The 14,813-nt window shown below is 62.4% G+C and carries 14 protein-coding genes and 1 pseudogene; 6 read left to right on the top strand and 9 right to left on the bottom strand.

The window, feature by feature from the left end:
- Positions 1–6 precede the first annotated feature (6 nt).
- Complete coding sequence (locus PSH59_RS16355) at positions 7–1,512, top strand: hypothetical protein (RefSeq protein WP_305393201.1); 1,506 nt, start codon at positions 7–9, stop codon at positions 1,510–1,512.
- Positions 1,513–1,572: 60 nt separating this feature from the next.
- Here the strand turns inward: PSH59_RS16355 and PSH59_RS16350 are convergent.
- Positions 1,573–1,773 (bottom strand): annotated as a pseudogene (locus tag PSH59_RS16350) (SMP-30/gluconolactonase/LRE family protein); the annotation flags it as partial.
- 81 nt (positions 1,774–1,854) lie between these two features.
- Between PSH59_RS16350 and PSH59_RS16345 the strand changes: the two are divergent.
- On the top strand, positions 1,855–2,142 hold the full coding sequence (locus PSH59_RS16345; RefSeq protein ID WP_305393200.1) for a hypothetical protein: 288 nt from the start codon (positions 1,855–1,857) through the stop codon (positions 2,140–2,142).
- 11 nt (positions 2,143–2,153) lie between these two features.
- Here the strand turns inward: PSH59_RS16345 and PSH59_RS16340 are convergent, their stop codons facing one another.
- From PSH59_RS16340 to PSH59_RS16310, 7 genes are all read right to left on the bottom strand, one after another.
- On the bottom strand, positions 2,154–3,017 hold the full coding sequence (locus PSH59_RS16340; RefSeq protein ID WP_248079737.1) for a LysR family transcriptional regulator: 864 nt from the start codon (positions 3,015–3,017) through the stop codon (positions 2,154–2,156).
- A 38-nt stretch (positions 3,018–3,055) separates the two neighbouring features.
- A complete protein-coding gene (locus tag PSH59_RS16335; protein WP_305393199.1) occupies positions 3,056–4,096 on the bottom strand; it encodes a hypothetical protein in 1,041 nt (346 codons plus the stop codon).
- A 24-nt stretch (positions 4,097–4,120) separates the two neighbouring features.
- Entirely contained in the window at positions 4,121–4,396 is a 276-nt protein-coding gene (locus PSH59_RS16330) for a hypothetical protein (RefSeq protein WP_305393198.1), read from the bottom strand.
- Positions 4,397–4,543: 147 nt separating this feature from the next.
- Positions 4,544–5,293 (bottom strand): alpha/beta fold hydrolase, encoded by a 750-nt coding sequence (locus tag PSH59_RS16325; protein WP_305393197.1) that lies wholly within the window; start codon positions 5,291–5,293, stop codon positions 4,544–4,546.
- A gap of 103 nt (positions 5,294–5,396) precedes the next feature.
- Positions 5,397–6,812, bottom strand: a complete 1,416-nt coding sequence (locus tag PSH59_RS16320) for an efflux transporter outer membrane subunit (protein ID WP_370694383.1) — start codon at positions 6,810–6,812, stop codon at positions 5,397–5,399.
- Positions 6,805–8,775, bottom strand: coding sequence for a MacB family efflux pump subunit (locus PSH59_RS16315; RefSeq protein ID WP_305393196.1), 1,971 nt, complete (start codon positions 8,773–8,775; stop codon positions 6,805–6,807). Before PSH59_RS16315 ends, PSH59_RS16320 begins: the two co-directional genes overlap by 8 nt.
- Position 8,776: 1 nt before the next feature.
- A complete protein-coding gene (locus PSH59_RS16310) occupies positions 8,777–9,946 on the bottom strand; it encodes an efflux RND transporter periplasmic adaptor subunit (protein WP_248079727.1) in 1,170 nt (389 codons plus the stop codon).
- A gap of 259 nt (positions 9,947–10,205) precedes the next feature.
- Between PSH59_RS16310 and PSH59_RS16305 the strand changes: the two genes are divergently transcribed.
- The 4 genes from PSH59_RS16305 (at position 10,206) to PSH59_RS16290 (ending at position 14,312) form a co-directional block, all read left to right on the top strand.
- Positions 10,206–10,688: a sigma-70 family RNA polymerase sigma factor gene (locus PSH59_RS16305; protein ID WP_305393195.1), complete on the top strand. Its 483-nt coding sequence runs from the start codon at positions 10,206–10,208 to the stop codon at positions 10,686–10,688.
- A 118-nt stretch (positions 10,689–10,806) separates the two neighbouring features.
- Positions 10,807–12,144: a lysine N(6)-hydroxylase/L-ornithine N(5)-oxygenase family protein gene (locus tag PSH59_RS16300; RefSeq protein WP_248079725.1), complete on the top strand. Its 1,338-nt coding sequence runs from the start codon at positions 10,807–10,809 to the stop codon at positions 12,142–12,144.
- 66 nt (positions 12,145–12,210) lie between these two features.
- Positions 12,211–13,431: a putative DNA modification/repair radical SAM protein gene (locus tag PSH59_RS16295; protein ID WP_305393194.1), complete on the top strand. Its 1,221-nt coding sequence runs from the start codon at positions 12,211–12,213 to the stop codon at positions 13,429–13,431.
- Positions 13,428–14,312, top strand: coding sequence for a TIGR03915 family putative DNA repair protein (locus PSH59_RS16290; RefSeq protein WP_305393193.1), 885 nt, complete (start codon positions 13,428–13,430; stop codon positions 14,310–14,312). Before PSH59_RS16295 ends, PSH59_RS16290 begins: the two co-directional genes overlap by 4 nt.
- A gap of 3 nt (positions 14,313–14,315) precedes the next feature.
- On the opposite strand, the gene PSH59_RS16285 is transcribed toward PSH59_RS16290, so the two are convergent.
- Complete coding sequence (locus PSH59_RS16285) at positions 14,316–14,813, bottom strand: Lrp/AsnC family transcriptional regulator (protein WP_248079718.1); 498 nt, start codon at positions 14,811–14,813, stop codon at positions 14,316–14,318.

Here is a 14,813-nt window from a genome sequence, read left to right as displayed (position 1 = left end):
TAAAAAATGAAATCTAAAAAAGCCTTTATGCTGGGCGCAGCCGTGGCGGCCTCCTGCTTCGTGTCGGCCTTTGCCCTGGCCGAGCAATACCCTCATCTGGCGGCGCAAGCGGCCCAACCTTCGATCAAACAAAGCCTGAAAGCTGCTGGCAACGTCCAGTCGACAAAGGCGCCGGCGGGGCTCAAACAGCAACTGCGCGCGGGTGCTCAACTCAAAAAGTCGCAGCCCGCCGTGAAAGCCAAGGCTGACTCGGTGGTGGTGGACCATCCCGCGCAAGCTCCCGTGACCCAGGTCAAGAAGCCCAGCGCACAGTCGGCGACGGCGGTGCAGGCAGCGTTGGTTCAAGGCTGCGAAACCACGCTGGATGTGAACCAGCTGTACACCATCAACGGCGTGCAGACCGGCGATTTGCTGTGCTACCACTTCAACCTGCCGAGCAAGGCCCGGATCAATGCGCTGTTGGTCGGCCAGACCGCCGGCACCAACATGGCGTTGACCCTGTTCCAGGACGATGGTCAAGGCAACCCGATTCCACTGGGCACCTCCGACAATCCGGGCACGGGCGATGAAAGCCTCGAAGGCGTGCTGCCGGCCGGTGATTACTACTGGTTCATGGAAGCCAATGCGGCAGTCCAGGGCTCGAGCTTCCAGTTCGGCGTGGCGGTGGATGCCAACATCGATGCGTTCGAACCCAATGACACCCCGGATACCGCGTTCCAACTGCCGGACACGCTGAACTACCTCCAGGGCAACGCGGACAGCGTCAATGATGTGGATTACTTCGACTTCACCGCAGTGCGCGGCCAAAGCGTGGGTATTGCCTTGACGCCCGATGCGGCCAGCGGCAGCACGCGCAACAAGTGGATCCTGGAACGATGGGATGGCAGCCAATGGGCGCAGGTGGACCCTGCACTCAAATCCACCTCTGTCCCAAGCCCCGGTGTGGGCGGGGTGGTGAAGGTGCGTGTGCGGCCCAACCCTGGTGACGCGTGGAGCGCGACGGGAAAATACAACCTGTCTTTGGGTTCCAACCCGCGCATCAACACCTCGGACGTGAAGGGCGAGCCGAGCGTGATTCGCATCCCGTATTCCGCGTCCGATGTGGGCTACGGTTACATGACCACCCAGGCCTATCGAAACCTGACCTGGACCATGAACCTGTCGGACAGCACCGGCGCGCCGCTGGTGGGGTTGCACCCGATTGTGTATCTCGATCAGCACATCAACCCCGATACCGGCAACATCGTCTACAAGGCGTATTCGGCGGCAACCGACAGTGCCGGCGAAGCGGCCGGTACGATCAACGTGGGCACCTGCTCCGGTGATTTCCAGACCACCTTTGTGCATTACTCCCAGGGCTACAACAACACCTGGCGTACCACCTTCAACTACGGTGTGTGGCGCATGGAAGTACTGGAATATCCGGGGATCGGCGTGGGCGGCGACAATGTGCCTTACGTCAGCTTCGGTCACCTGTGCAACCAGACCTTGTTGAGCAGCACCAAGGCTTAACGGGCGATTTTCTTTGACCTTAAGGGCATACAGGCCGCGCGCCTGTATGCCCTTTTTGCGTTATGGCGCCAGTGCCACCGCCAACGGCAAGCGCGCCATGCTGGTGTTCTTCAAGGAGCCCAGGTACAGCCGGTCGCCATACTCGCACGCGGTGGTGACCGGCGAATAATTACCGGCGCTGCCATCCTGCAAATTGGCGATGACTTTCCCCTCGGTATCGAGCTCCAACACAAAGCCTTTGCGCTTGATGGGCTTGGGCGCCAGCCCTAGCGGGCGTCCGCCGGTGTTGGCCAGTACGTCGAGGGTTTGGCTGTCGGGCGCGGTGCGAATGATGCGCCCGTCATGCAGGCCGCTGATCAGCATGCCCTGGGCGGTGTCCAGTTCACCGGCTGCACGTGGGTGGGCATCAGCAGCAGAAAGGCGACCACCGCCAGCAGCAACACAAACAGCACAGGCGCGGTTTCTTTGGGCGAGTGCTCATGGCGGTTCCTGGTTATCGTGGGGGTTGGGGCGTTTGAAATTGTTTTCCTGCCGCACTTCGCGGCGCATGGCGAGAAGCTCAGCGTGCTGTTGCCGGAGGCTGAGCTTAGTGGGCAACCGGGAATCTGCGAGTGCTTGAACGTGACCTGATGTGTTGCGCCTTAAATCAGCGGGTCCCAACGTTGCGACCAATCACTGTCGGCCTTGACCACGCCGCGCAGCAGTTCCAACGCCTGTTGCAACACCGCTGAGTCCCGTGCACGCGAATACACCAGGTAGGTTGGAAAGCTGAATTCCGGCGCCTTGGCTACACGCTCCATCACGCCGCTGTCCAGATAGCTCTGGACCACCCGTGTGCGGAAGTAACCGGCGCCGCCGTTTTCCAGGATGTACTGCAAGGCCAGCGGCCCCAGATTGAAACTCACGGCGGCACGGGCTTTGTCGGGCAGGGCGGCATCGTGCTGCTGGCGAAAGCCCGGGCCCCAGTCGATGTACACGTATGGGGCCGGGTTACTCACCAGTTGCACCAGGATCAGTTTTTCTTCCAGCACTTGCTCCACCTGCAAGCCCGGCCAGTATTGCGGCTGGAACACCAGTGCCGCATCAAGCACACCCAGCTCCAGTTGGCGCAGCAGGTATTCGCCTTCGCGCACGACTGTGCGCAGGGCGTGCCCGGGAATCTGTTCGCGCAGGGCCTGGGCCCAACCGAGCATCAACGGGTTGCACAGGCTGACCTCGCCGCCGATGTGCAGCACATTGCAATAGCCGTCGGGCAACGGCAGATCGCGGCGCGCGGCCTCCCAGGTTTGCAGCAACTGATTGGCGTAAACCACGAACGCCTCGCCGTCGGCGGTCAGCCGCGCACCTGCGCGGTTGCGCACAAACAGCGTGCAGCCCAACTGGGTTTCGAGGTTTTTGACTCGTGCGGTGATCGCGGTCTGGGTGACGTGCAATTTCTCGGCCGCGGCGGCAAGGCTGCCGCAGCGGGTGATTTCGAGGAAAGTGCGTGCAAGTTCGATATCCATACATCTCTCGCAAGTGGCTCAGCCACGCAGTGTAGCCTTCAGGCCGGCGAAAAAATCAGCTCCACATCGATCTGATGCCCCTGGCGCAGCACATACTCGCTTAAACCCTGGCGATTGCGGATCAAGTAGCCGGGATCATAGACGAAGCAAATCAACCGTCGGCACCGCGGGTGTGCGGCATAGCGTGCGATGTCGATGATCAACTGTTCGCCCAGTTGCTTGTCCTTCAACCCCGCGCGGGTCATTTTCACTTCGACCCCGACTTGCAGATCGTGCAGCAGAAAATCCATGCGCGATGAGGCGCCTGCGCAACTGGGCACGGGCTCCTCGGCACGCAGGTCGGCGATATGCAGGCTCAGAAGTGCGCGCAACAGGTCCTGCACATCGTATTCGTTATGCACCGACAGGCCCGTGCGGCCATCGTGACGATGGGTCAGCGCCAGGCAGAAGCGATGAAAATGCTGGAGCAGATGCCGGACGGTATCGAGCGGCGAAGGCGCGGGGGCGTCGGGTTCATCGTCAAAAAAGCGGGCCAGCTGGCGCTCTTCGAAATCCACGATGGCCGTCGGCTCCTTGAGGCTGGCGTAGATCAACAACAGCAGCAAAATGATTTCGAGCAGGACAAACAGCAACAGGCCCGACAAGGCCGGTCGCAGGGTGATCTGCGGTTCGTAACGATAGCGCGGCAGTGTGCCGTCGGCTTTTTCGCCCTGGGGAACGAGCTGGAACTTCAGGCTGACGTATATCCATAAATGCCCACGGTCCGGCACGATAAAACTGGACAGTGCATCCAGGCGCTCCTGGCTCGGCTCGCGGTTGTAGGCCTTGAGTTTGTCGAACAGCGGGTCGGTGTTCTGGCGGAACTCCTCGGAGATCATCAGGTGATACACCGCCGGGTTAGTCTGGTCGGCGGGCTGAAACACCTCATAGATCAGCAACAGGTAGTTGATGGCGATGCTCACCATGATCAGCACCAACAGCAGCCGCGTCCTGCGCTTGTAAAGGCGGGTACTCAGGATGACCTGGGCGAGGGATTGCGGCGACGGCTTGCGCCGGATCGACTTGAACCAACTGATCATAAAGCGGTGTTCTCGCGCGACGGGCTATTGAATACCGATGGACCAGCGTCGGGTCGTCTGGTCTTCGTGGCGTTTGTCGATATCGGTTTCGTATTGGCACTGCGGGCCCTCGCAACTGTATTCGAGCGTGAGCGAGGGCGGAGGTTGAATCGCGAACAGCGAGCTGGACTGCGCCGCCGGTTCGGTCGTCAGGGGCTCAGTCGCGGGCGCGGTGTAAGTCAGATCCAGCGCGGCGCTGCAGGCCATGGCTGGCAGGATGGCGAGCAGTGCACTCGCCACAACGGTCCTTGTGAATGCCATCTAAAACAATCCGTACCACAAAAAATGAAGCGCGAATTATAGGCCGATAGCGAAGGGGGATGCACCGCGCTATCCCCGGACGGCCAACCCACAGATCACGCAGGCTGCCAGCTGTTGAGTGAGGTTGCGTCGTAAACGATGTTCTATCTATCGCCCCACACCTGAATCCACGCAGCGGATGGACGCAGGAGGCCGTTTGCCGTACGCCAGAAAAACCCCGATCCATCGGGCTGCACAGCCGCTGGTCCCTGGGCTGGTTGGCTCCTTGAGGTGCAATTGTTCGACCTGAGGCGCGCTGAGGCTGTTGCCCTCGCCGTTGACCAGCACCATGCGCGCGATGCGCTCGGGAAACAGCGCGGCGTAATGGTCACCCAGGCGTGTCGCTGCTGCGTTGCCCAGGTAATGCAGTTGTGGGTCGCCCAGTTGGACGCGGACGAACTCCATGTCGCGAGCGGCCTGTTCAACGCCCTTGTCCTGGCTCAGGTCGTGCGAGCTGAGCTCAATTACGTCGTAGCGGTTGAGCAATGTGCGATAGGCCTGTGCCGAAGACGCGCCCCAGTGGCTGGCCAGTTGAATGGCGAAGGTGCCCACTGCGTTTCGTTGTGGCGGGTCGCCAGCCTGGGCGAAGACTACGCCCTCGCGACTCAAGGGGTCGCGGGCACCCACTCGGGTCACGTAGAGACGCCGATTGCCTTGGCCGGGGGCCGTATGATCGCGCGGTACGCTCACGATGCCGCATTGGGTGCGCGCCAGTACGTCAGGGTCCAGGCGTTCCGCGGCGGGGAGGGGGCAGTCCAACAGCCAGTCAATGGCGGTGGGTTTGATCAGCGGCTCGGCATGGCCAAGGCTCGCCGCCAAACATAGGCAGCCCCACACCAGGTGTTTTGCAACGGTCATCAGGAGGTCCAGGGCTGCCGTGTGAGAACGGCTTTTTACCAAGGACCTGGGGCTGAAGAATGTAGGGTTAAAAGACGGACGCTGTAGGAAATTTGAGTTTCGTTTATCGGATATCGCTTTGCCAGCCGCCGCCCAATGCTTTGTACAACGTGATGCTGGCCTGCAGGCGTGACAAGCGCAACTGCACGTTCAGGTCCTGGGCGGCGTACAACGTGCGCTGGGTTTCCAGGACGCTGAGCAGGTCCTCGGCGCCCGCCTGATAGCGGCTTTCGGCGATCCGGAAGGCGGTCTGAGCCTGTTGCAGTTCTTTTGTCTGCCAGTGGCGCTGCTGGTCCAGGCGCGTAACGCTGCTGAGGGCTTTTTCCACATCGGCAAACCCATTGATGATTGCGCCGCGGTAGCTTTGCAGCAGTTCATCCTGGCGCGCGCGGGCTTTGTCGCGTTCGGCGCTTAAACGGCCATTGTTGAAGATCGGTCCCACCAGCCCGGCCGTCAGGGTGTAGTAGGGGCTGCGCAGGATATCCAGCGCCTTGTAAGCGTCGGAGCCCACGGTGGCGCCGAGGGTGACCGCCGGCAGCATGGCCGCGCGCGCCACGGTGACGTTGGCCTGCGCCGCTGCCAGTTCGGCTTCGGCCTTGGCAAGGTCCGGCCGGCGGCTGAGCAATTGGCTGGGCATGCCGCTGCCGATGGTCGGCCAGGTCAGGGCCTCAAAGGGCTCGGCGGCCAGGTCCAGGGCTTGCACCGGTTGGCCGAGGAGGGCGGCGAGGGTTATCCGTGATTCTTCGGCAAGCTGTGCAATCAATGGCAACTGGCGCTGCTGGCTGGCCACCAGGCTTTTCTGCCGGGCCAGTTCCAGCGCGGTGGCTGCGCCGGCGTCATAGCGGGTTTGCACCAGGTCGAGCACGTTGCGCGCATTGGCCAGGTTCAGCTCGGCGATCTGTTGGCGTTGGTGCGCGGCCAGGGTTTGTGCGTAGCGGTCGGCCACGTTGCTCAGCAGGGTCAGCTCCACGGTGGCTTGGTCGAACGCGCTGGCTCGCAGGCTGTGCAGGGCGCTGTCGCGCGCGGCGGCGCGACCGCCCCAGAAGTCCACTTCGTAACTGGCGGCAAAGTTGGCGCCAAAGCCGTCCTCGGTGTCATCACTTTTCGACACGTCCAGGTTCGGTCCACCTTCGCCGCGCAGCAGCTTCTGGCGGCTGGCGGTGAGGTTGAACTTTACTTCGGGCAACAACGGCGCGCCGGCGATCACTGCCGTGGCCTGTGCCTGGCGCACTCTGGCCATGGCGGCGGCGACGTCGAAACTGTCACGTCTGGCCTGGTCGATCAGACGGTTCAGTTGCGGGCTGCCAAACTGCGTCCACCACTGGCTGTTGCTGGCCTGGGCCGCGTCGCGCTCGGCGAATTGCCAGGCGGTCGGCGGCGCGACGCCGCTGTCGACGACGGGCGGGTCGCCGGCGCAGGCGTTGAGCAGCAGGCACAGGCTGATGAGGGACAGGTGCGCAGGGATGCATCGTTTATTCACTGGTCAATGCCTTAACCGGATCGAGCCGGGCAGCTTTACGGGCCGGCATAAAGCCGAATACGACGCCGGTGACCAACGCGCAACCAAATGCGCCGAGCACCGCCACCAGGGAAAACTGCACAGCCACTTTGGCCAGTACCAACACACCCCCCACCAGCAGGGCCAGCGCGATACCGCACAGGCCGCCGACCACCGAGAGCATCACCGCTTCGGTGAGGAACTGGCGCAGGATGTCGCGCTGCCGGGCCCCGGTGGCCATGCGGATGCCGATTTCGCGGGTCCGTTCACGCACGGTCATCAGCATGATGTTCATCACGCCGATCCCGCCCACCAGCAACGAGATGGCGGCAATCGAGCCGAGCATCAGCGACAGGGTGTTCTGGGTGTGCGCCTCGGCCTGGATCATCGCGGCGTTGTTGGTCAGCTCGTAGTCGCGTTTGCCGTTGTGCAGGCGTTGCATCAACTGGTCGATGGCCAATTCGGCCTCGTGGACCTTGCGCGCATCGGCGGCGGCGATCACCACATATTCGGGGTCGTAACTGCCGAATAGGCGCACGCTGGCGGCGGTGTAGGGGATGGCGATACGGTCGTCGCTGTCCTTGTCGCCGGAGGCGGCGCCTTTTTCCGCGAGCACGCCGATCACCTGGAATGGCACGTTCTCGATCAGGATGTATTGGCCGATGGGGTCCACCAGGCCTTTGAACAATTTGTCGCGCACACGATGGCCGATCACTGCCACCGTGGCGCCCGCGCGCTCGTCGGCTGCCGTGAAGTAGCTGCCCTCGACCACCGGCCAGTTGAAAATGTCCGGAAAGTTGGTGTCGTTGCCGCCCACATAGGCCACGTAATCGACATTGCCGAAACGCACCCCGGCCTCGCTGCCGTTGACCGGCATGATGCGCTTGACCTGGGGCAAGGCTGCCAGCGCCGCGACATCATTGAGTGTGACCACCCCCGGCGGCGTGCGCGGGTTGGGCGCTGAGCCGCCGAGGTAGAGGATGTTGGAGCCGAAGGCGCCCATCTGCGCCATGACCTGGCGCTTGCTGCCTTCACCCACCGCCAGCATCACCACCACCGAGGCCACGCCGATGATGATCCCCAGCAGGGTCAGCGCGGTGCGGAAACGGTTGATCCACATCACGCGCCAGGCCGCTTGCACCGCGTCCATCAGTTCGGCTTTCCAGGCGCCGTTGTGCTCGGCACCGTCGGCCAGCCGTTGGCGCAGGTCCACGGCTTGCAGTGCGCCGCTGTTGACGGTTGGCGCGCCGCTGTCGGCGTCGGCGGAATCGCTGATGATCAGGCCGTCGCGAATTTCGATAACGCGGTTGGCCCGCGCCGCCACTTCGCGGTCGTGGGTGATCAGGATCACCACGTGGCCCTGGCTGGCCAGTTCGTCCAGCAGGGTCATCACCTCGGCGCCGCTGTGGCTGTCGAGGGCACCGGTGGGTTCGTCGGCGAGGATGATGTGGCCGCCATTCATCAGCGCACGGGCAATCGATACGCGTTGCTGCTGCCCGCCGGACAACTGGTGCGGACGGTTGCCGGTGCGCTCTGCCAGGCCCAGGCGGCTGAGCAGGGCGTGGGCGCGGGCATGGCGCTCGGCGGCGCTGACACCGGCATAGATCGCCGGCATCTCGACGTTTTCCAGGGCCGAACCCGAGGGGATCAGGTGGTAGCCCTGGAACACGAAGCCAAAGGCTTCGCGGCGCAGCCAGGCCAGTGCGTCACTGTCCAGGTGGGCGACGTTTTCGCCGGCGAACAGGTAGTCGCCGACGCTTGGGCGGTCGAGACAGCCGAGGATGTTCATCAGCGTGGACTTACCGGAGCCGGACGCGCCGACAATGGCGACAAACTCCCCGGCATGGATCGACAGGTCGATGCCACGCAACACGTCGACCTGGGGGCTGTCACCGCCGCCGTAGGATTTGCGGATGTTCTTGAGTTCGATCAGAGGCGTGGTCAACTCAACCCCCGGTGCCGGTGGCCGGGCCGATCAGCAGGTGATCGCCTTCACTCAAACCGCTGAGCACCTGCACCCGCAGACGATCACTGATGCCAAGGCGTACTTCGCGTTCTTCGATGCGGCCGTTCTCCAGCACCACGCGGGCGATCTGCCGGTCGGCGCTGCTGGTGCCGGTCAGGGCGGCAACCGGCGCGGTCAGGGTGTCCTTGGCTTGGCCGGCGACAAAAAACACCTGGGTGGTCATTTCGGCCATCAAGGCGTTGTCGCCGTTGTCCACATCCAGCAACACGGTGTAGAGCACCACGCGGCCGGTACCGCTTTTGCCGGAGCTGTTGGGGCTGCCGCTGCCCTGGGTTTCGTTCAATGGCTTGGGCGGTATCGGCAGGATCTGTCGCACGGTGCTGGACCAGCGCCGGTTGCCGCCGCTGAGGGTGGTGAAGTAGGCGGTCATGCCGGGTTTGACGTGACCGATGTCGGCCTCTGAGACCTCAGCCCATACGGTCATCGGCGACAACTTGGCGATGCGCAGGATCAGCGGCGTCTGCTGTTGGGCGTTGAGGGTCTGGCCGACTCGCGCGTCCACCGCGACCACGGTGCCGCTCATCGGCGCATAGATGCGCGTGTAGCCCAGTTCGGCTTCATCGCTGCGCAGGCTGGCCTGGGCCTGGAGTATCTGGGCCTGGAACATGTCGACGCGGGCCTGGGTGGCACTGAGTTCGGCCTTGGCGGTTTGCACATCCTCTTCACGGGTGGCGTTGCCGGCGACGAGGCGCTGCTGGCGCTGGTATTTCTGGCGCGCCAGCGCGTGCAGGGCCTTCTGTTCCTGCAATTGAGCCTTGAGGTTTTCGATGGCATAGCGACTGGCGTCGAGTTTGGCTTTTTGCGTCGAGGGGTCGATTTCCACCAGTAACTGACCTTCCTGGACCTGGTCCCCGGCTTCGACATGGATCTTGCGAATTTGCCCCGATGCCTGGGCGCCCACGTCGACATAACGCCGTGGTTGCAGAGTGCCCAGAGCGGTCACGCTGCTTTCGATATCGGCGCGGGTGACCGTTACGGTGGTGAGCGTGTCGCGGCCCGGCGGCAGCACCTGCCAGGCGGCCAGGGCGAGCAGGGGGATCAGGCACGCAACAACTAGCAGGGCGCGTCGGGCAGGTCGAGGGCGTTTCATGCTTAGGTTCCAGCCAGGAAAGTTCGGAGCGCAGTTGCGCAGAGCTGACAGTTAAACGAGAGAAATGCTCGTCAATTTAGGCTGTTACACGCCGTGTAATAGCTCTTAGGAGTAAAAAAATCGACGGTTGGCGCAAGACTTCTTTAAAAGTAAGTGAGAATTACTATAAATTGCACGCACCCAAACTGCCATTATGCATTTGGCTGACATTTTCAGGCACTCAAGGAACGGATACCGCCCTCTACGGCGGTCGGGAGTCATGTTGGATAGCTACTATCGCGAGCTGGTGTGTTTTCTCAACGCCAAGCTGGGCAACCGTCAGGTGGCCGAAGATGTGGTGCATGACGCTTACGTCCGGGTGCTGGAGCGCTCCAGCGCGGCACCCATCGAGCAGCCTCGCGCGTTTTTATACCGTACGGCGCTGAACCTGGTGATCGACGGCCATCGGCGCAATGCTCTGCGCCAGCATGAGCCCCTGGAAGCCCTCGACAGCGAAGAGCGTTTCTCCCAAAGCACGCCCCACGCCAGCCATGACCAGAGCCAACGACTGGCGCTGCTTGAGCGCGCCCTGGCGGAGTTGCCGGCGGCCTGTCGCGACAGCTTCAAGCTACGCAAGCTGGAAGGCCTGACGCACCTGCAAATCGCCGGGCGCCTGAACATTTCCCGGGCCCTGGTGGAAAAACACATCGTCAACGCCATGAAGCATTGCCGGGTGCGAATGCGCGAGTGGGACGCTCACTGATGCTGATCGGTTAAATTTTATTTCATTGTCCTCGTTTCCTATCAACACATGACCTGTTGTGCAGGTCTTGAAGGTATTTCTGCCCCATCGCCAAGGGGCTTATCCAGAGGACACTGGAATGACACAGGCAATTGCTTCGCCCGCGGTTCACGACCTTATCGGTATCGGTTTCGGCCCATCGAACCTGGCGCTGGCCATCGCCCTGCAGGAACGAGAGAAAACCCAAGGCAAACTGGATGCGCTGTTTCTCGACAAGCAGGCCGACTACCGCTGGCACGGCAATACCCTGGTCACCCAGAGCGAGCTGCAGATTTCGTTCCTCAAGGATCTGGTGACCCTGCGCAACCCCACCAGCCCTTACTCCTTCGTCAATTACCTGAAGGCCCATGACCGCCTGGTTGATTTCATTAACCTGGGCACCTTTTACCCGTGCCGCATGGAGTACAACGACTACCTGCGCTGGGTGGCGGCGCAGTTCCAGAGCCAGGGCCGGTATGGCGAGGAAGTGCTGGCGATCGAACCGATCCTGCACCAGCAGCAGGTCGAGGCGCTGCGCGTGATCTCCCGCGATGCGCTGGGCGAACAGCATGTGCGCACCACACGTTCGGTGGTGGTCAGCGCCGGCGGCACGCCACGGGTACCGGACGCGTTCAAGGCGCTCAAGGACGATAGCCGCGTGTTCCACCACTCCCAGTACCTGGCCCGCATGGCGCAGCAGCCGTGTGTGGACGGCAAGGCGATGCGCATCGCCATCATCGGCGGTGGCCAGAGTGCGGCCGAAGCCTTTATCGACCTCAATGACAGCTACCCGTCGGTGCAGGTCGACATGATCCTGCGCGGTTCGGCGCTTAAACCGGCGGATGACAGCCCATTCGTCAATGAAGTGTTCTCGCCGGCCTTTACCGACCTGGTGTTCCAGCAGGTGGGCGCTGAGCGCGAGCGGTTGGTGGCCGAGTACCAGAACACCAACTATTCGGTGGTCGACCTGGACCTGATCGAGCGTATTTACGGGATTTTCTACCGTCAGAAAGTCTCCGGTATCGCCCGCCATGCGTTCAGCACCATGACCGTGGTCGAGAGGGCCGAGGCCGGCCCGCTGGGCGTGGCACTGACGCTGCGCAACAATGCCACCGGCGCCGTCAGCGTCAATCACTACGATGCCGTCGTGCTCGCCACCGGCTACGAGCGCCAGATGCACCGCGAACTGCTGGCGCCGCTGGAAGCCTACATGGGCGACTTCGAAGTGGCCCGTGACTACCGCATCGTCACCGACGAACGCTGCAAGGCGGGCATCTATATCCAGGGTTTCAGTCAGGCCAGTCATGGCTTGAGCGACACGTTGTTGTCGATTTTGCCGATTCGCGCCGATGAAATTGCCGCGTCGCTGTACGAAAACCATCGTCACCGGGGCTCGGCTCATTCGGTTCGCGACCTGCTGCTGGCCACCGCCAGCTGACAGGGTGCACTTGTGACGCAGAGGGCTGACTGATACTGTACAAAAAACCAGTATTGGCAGCCCTCCATGCAATTGATCGAAAAACTCAGCATCCTCGCCGACGCCGCCAAGTACGACGCCTCCTGCGCCAGCAGTGGCGCGCCCAAACGCAGCTCCGAGGGCAAAGCGGGGCTGGGCTCTACCGACGGCATGGGCATCTGCCACAGCTACACGCCAGACGGGCGCTGCGTATCACTGCTTAAGGTGTTGCTCACCAACTTCTGTCTCTACGACTGCCAATACTGCGTCAACCGCCGCTCCAGCGACGTGCCCCGTGCACGCTTCACTCCGGAGGAAGTGGTGACGCTGACCCTGGATTTCTACCGACGCAATTGCGTCAGCGGGCTGTTCCTCAGCTCAGGCATCATCCGTTCGGCCGACTACACCATGGAGCAGCTCGTGCGGGTGGCCAAACTGTTGCGTGAAGAACACGACTTTCGCGGCTACATCCACCTCAAGACCATTCCCGAAGCCGACCCGGCCCTCATCGCCGAGGCCGGGCGGTATGCCGATCGCTTGAGTGTGAACATCGAGCTGCCCACCGATGCCAGCCTGCAAACCCTGGCGCCGGAGAAGCAGATCGGCTCGATCAAACAGGCCATGCAGACCATCTACACGGGTGAACAGACTGTATTCAACGAACCCCGTGCACCGCGTTTCGCGCCGGCCGGGCAGAGTACCCAGATGATCGTCGGTGCCGATGACACCGACGACAGCACCATCCTTCACGGGGCCGAGTCCCTGTACGGCAACTTCAAGCTGCGCCGCGTGTATTACTCGGCGTTCAGCCCCATTCCCAACAGCCCGAAAAGCGTGCCCCTGGCCGCGCCGCCATTGATGCGCGAGCACCGTTTGTACCAGGCCGACTTTCTGTTGCGCAGCTATGGCTTCAGCGCGGGCGAACTGTTTCAGGGGCCCGGTCACCTTGCCCTGGATATCGACCCCAAGCTGGCCTGGGCCCTGGAACATCGCGAGGTGTTCCCGTTGGACCTGAACCGCGCAGAGCCCACGCTGATCGCGCGCATTCCGGGTATCGGCCTGCGCACCACCCAGCGTCTGGTCGACCTGCGCCGCGAACGCAAGATCCGCTTTGAAGACCTGGCGCGCATGCGTTGCGTGCTGGCCAAGGCCAAGCCGTTTTTTATCACCAGCGATTACCACCCACAGCAGGCCGAAAGTACGAGCGTGTTGCTGCGCGAGCAGTTACGCGACCGCCCGCAGCCGCAGCAGATGGGGTTGTGGGGATGATCAGTCTGGAGTGCGACAACGTGTTCGATACCTGGCGCGAACAGGCGCGCTGGTTGCTCAGCCACCAGATCGACCCCAGCCAGGTGAGCTGGGGCGAGGCTGAGGTGGCGGACCTGTTTGCCACCGATCAGCCGATCCCGCCAGGGCAGGGCCCTTTCCAGGCGCGCATTCCCAAGGCCCTGCTCCAATTGCTGGAGTCGGCCGCCTGTTTCCACGGCGACCAACGGTGGAGCCTGTTGTATGAAGTATTGTGGCGGGTCAGCCATGGCGACCGCACGGCAATGCTTGCGGGAGACAAGCTGGGCAGCGAGTTGCAGCGCCGCATCAAACAGGTCAGCCGTGAAGCCCATCATTTGCATGCATTTGTGCGGTTTATTGCGTTACCCGCCGAGGCGGGGCCTGAGTTGCCAGAGTATGTGGCGTGGCACGAGCCGGCCCACGACATCCTCAAATCAGCCAGCCAGCATTTTGTCGGGCGCATGGGGCGTCATCGCTGGATGATCGCCACGCCATTGGACGGGGTGTATTACGACGGTGAGCAACTGATCCATCAGCGCGAGTGTCCTGAAGCCTGGCGCCAGTTGGCGCAGAATATTGAAGACCCGCACAGTGCCATGTGGCTGACCTACTACAGCCACATCTTCAATCCGGCACGGCTGAACCCTAAGGTGATGGAAGGCCACTTGCCGAGCCGGTTCTGGAAAAACCTGCCGGAGGGCAAGTTGATACCGGGGTTGATCAGCGAGGCGCGTACGGGCAAGCAGAAGGACGGGCAGGCCAGGCGGATAGGGGAAAGGCAAGGAAAGCGAATTGTGCACCCGGTGCTGGTCAATGGGGTCGCCGAAAAATCAACGCCCCCGATTGAACATGGGCATTCGTAAGGCTCAGCCCAACGCAGCGGCGGTGTTTTTGACCACCGCCAACTCCGGATGCGCCACCAACTTATCGATGTGCAACTCGTCGTTGTTCAACCAGGTTTCGGTCAGCACCCGGTAGTGCTCCATGTCCCGGCAGCGCATGCGCAGGCTGTAGTCGAACGGCCCACTGATCAGTTGGCATTCGAACACCTGCGGGCAGGCTTTGATGCAGGCCTCAAAGGCCTTTTGCGCCGAGCGCCCGCTTTGGTTGGACAAAGCCACCAGCACCAGCAGCGAGAGGCCTGGCGACACCATCTGCAGATCGATGATCGCGCCGTACCCACGGATGACCCCACGTCGTTCCAGCTTGCGCACCCGTTCCAGGCAGGGCCTTGGGGTGAGGTGCACCAGCGACGAGAGCTTTTCGTAGGTGATGCGTCCTTGATGGCGCAGCACTTCGATGATCGCCTCGTCGATGCGGTCCAGTGCGGGGGAGGTATGGGGGGCGTTGGCCTTGGTGTCCAT

This window comes from Pseudomonas sp. FP2309 (assembly GCF_030687575.1).
Classification (GTDB): domain Bacteria; phylum Pseudomonadota; class Gammaproteobacteria; order Pseudomonadales; family Pseudomonadaceae; genus Aquipseudomonas.
Note: the sequence above shows the minus strand (reverse complement) of the source record. Positions and strands in the feature narration are given on the sequence as shown.

Excerpts from the sequence above, each read along its gene's own strand:
- PSH59_RS16355 (WP_305393201.1), top strand. The coding sequence starts at position 7 with ATGAAATCTAAAAAAGCCTTTATGCTGGGCGCAGCCGTGGCGGCCTCC.
- PSH59_RS16345 (WP_305393200.1), top strand. The coding sequence starts at position 1,855 with ATGCAGGCCGCTGATCAGCATGCCCTGGGCGGTGTCCAGTTCACCGGC.
- PSH59_RS16340 (WP_248079737.1), bottom strand. The coding sequence starts at position 3,017 with ATGGATATCGAACTTGCACGCACTTTCCTCGAAATCACCCGCTGCGGC.
- PSH59_RS16335 (WP_305393199.1), bottom strand. The coding sequence starts at position 4,096 with ATGATCAGTTGGTTCAAGTCGATCCGGCGCAAGCCGTCGCCGCAATCC.
- PSH59_RS16330 (WP_305393198.1), bottom strand. The coding sequence starts at position 4,396 with ATGGCATTCACAAGGACCGTTGTGGCGAGTGCACTGCTCGCCATCCTG.
- PSH59_RS16325 (WP_305393197.1), bottom strand. The coding sequence starts at position 5,293 with ATGACCGTTGCAAAACACCTGGTGTGGGGCTGCCTATGTTTGGCGGCG.
- PSH59_RS16310 (WP_248079727.1), bottom strand. The coding sequence starts at position 9,946 with ATGAAACGCCCTCGACCTGCCCGACGCGCCCTGCTAGTTGTTGCGTGC.
- PSH59_RS16305 (WP_305393195.1), top strand. The coding sequence starts at position 10,206 with ATGTTGGATAGCTACTATCGCGAGCTGGTGTGTTTTCTCAACGCCAAG.
- PSH59_RS16300 (WP_248079725.1), top strand. The coding sequence starts at position 10,807 with ATGACACAGGCAATTGCTTCGCCCGCGGTTCACGACCTTATCGGTATC.
- PSH59_RS16295 (WP_305393194.1), top strand. The coding sequence starts at position 12,211 with ATGCAATTGATCGAAAAACTCAGCATCCTCGCCGACGCCGCCAAGTAC.
- PSH59_RS16290 (WP_305393193.1), top strand. The coding sequence starts at position 13,428 with ATGATCAGTCTGGAGTGCGACAACGTGTTCGATACCTGGCGCGAACAG.
- PSH59_RS16285 (WP_248079718.1), bottom strand. The coding sequence starts at position 14,813 with ATGGACACCAAGGCCAACGCCCCCCATACCTCCCCCGCACTGGACCGC.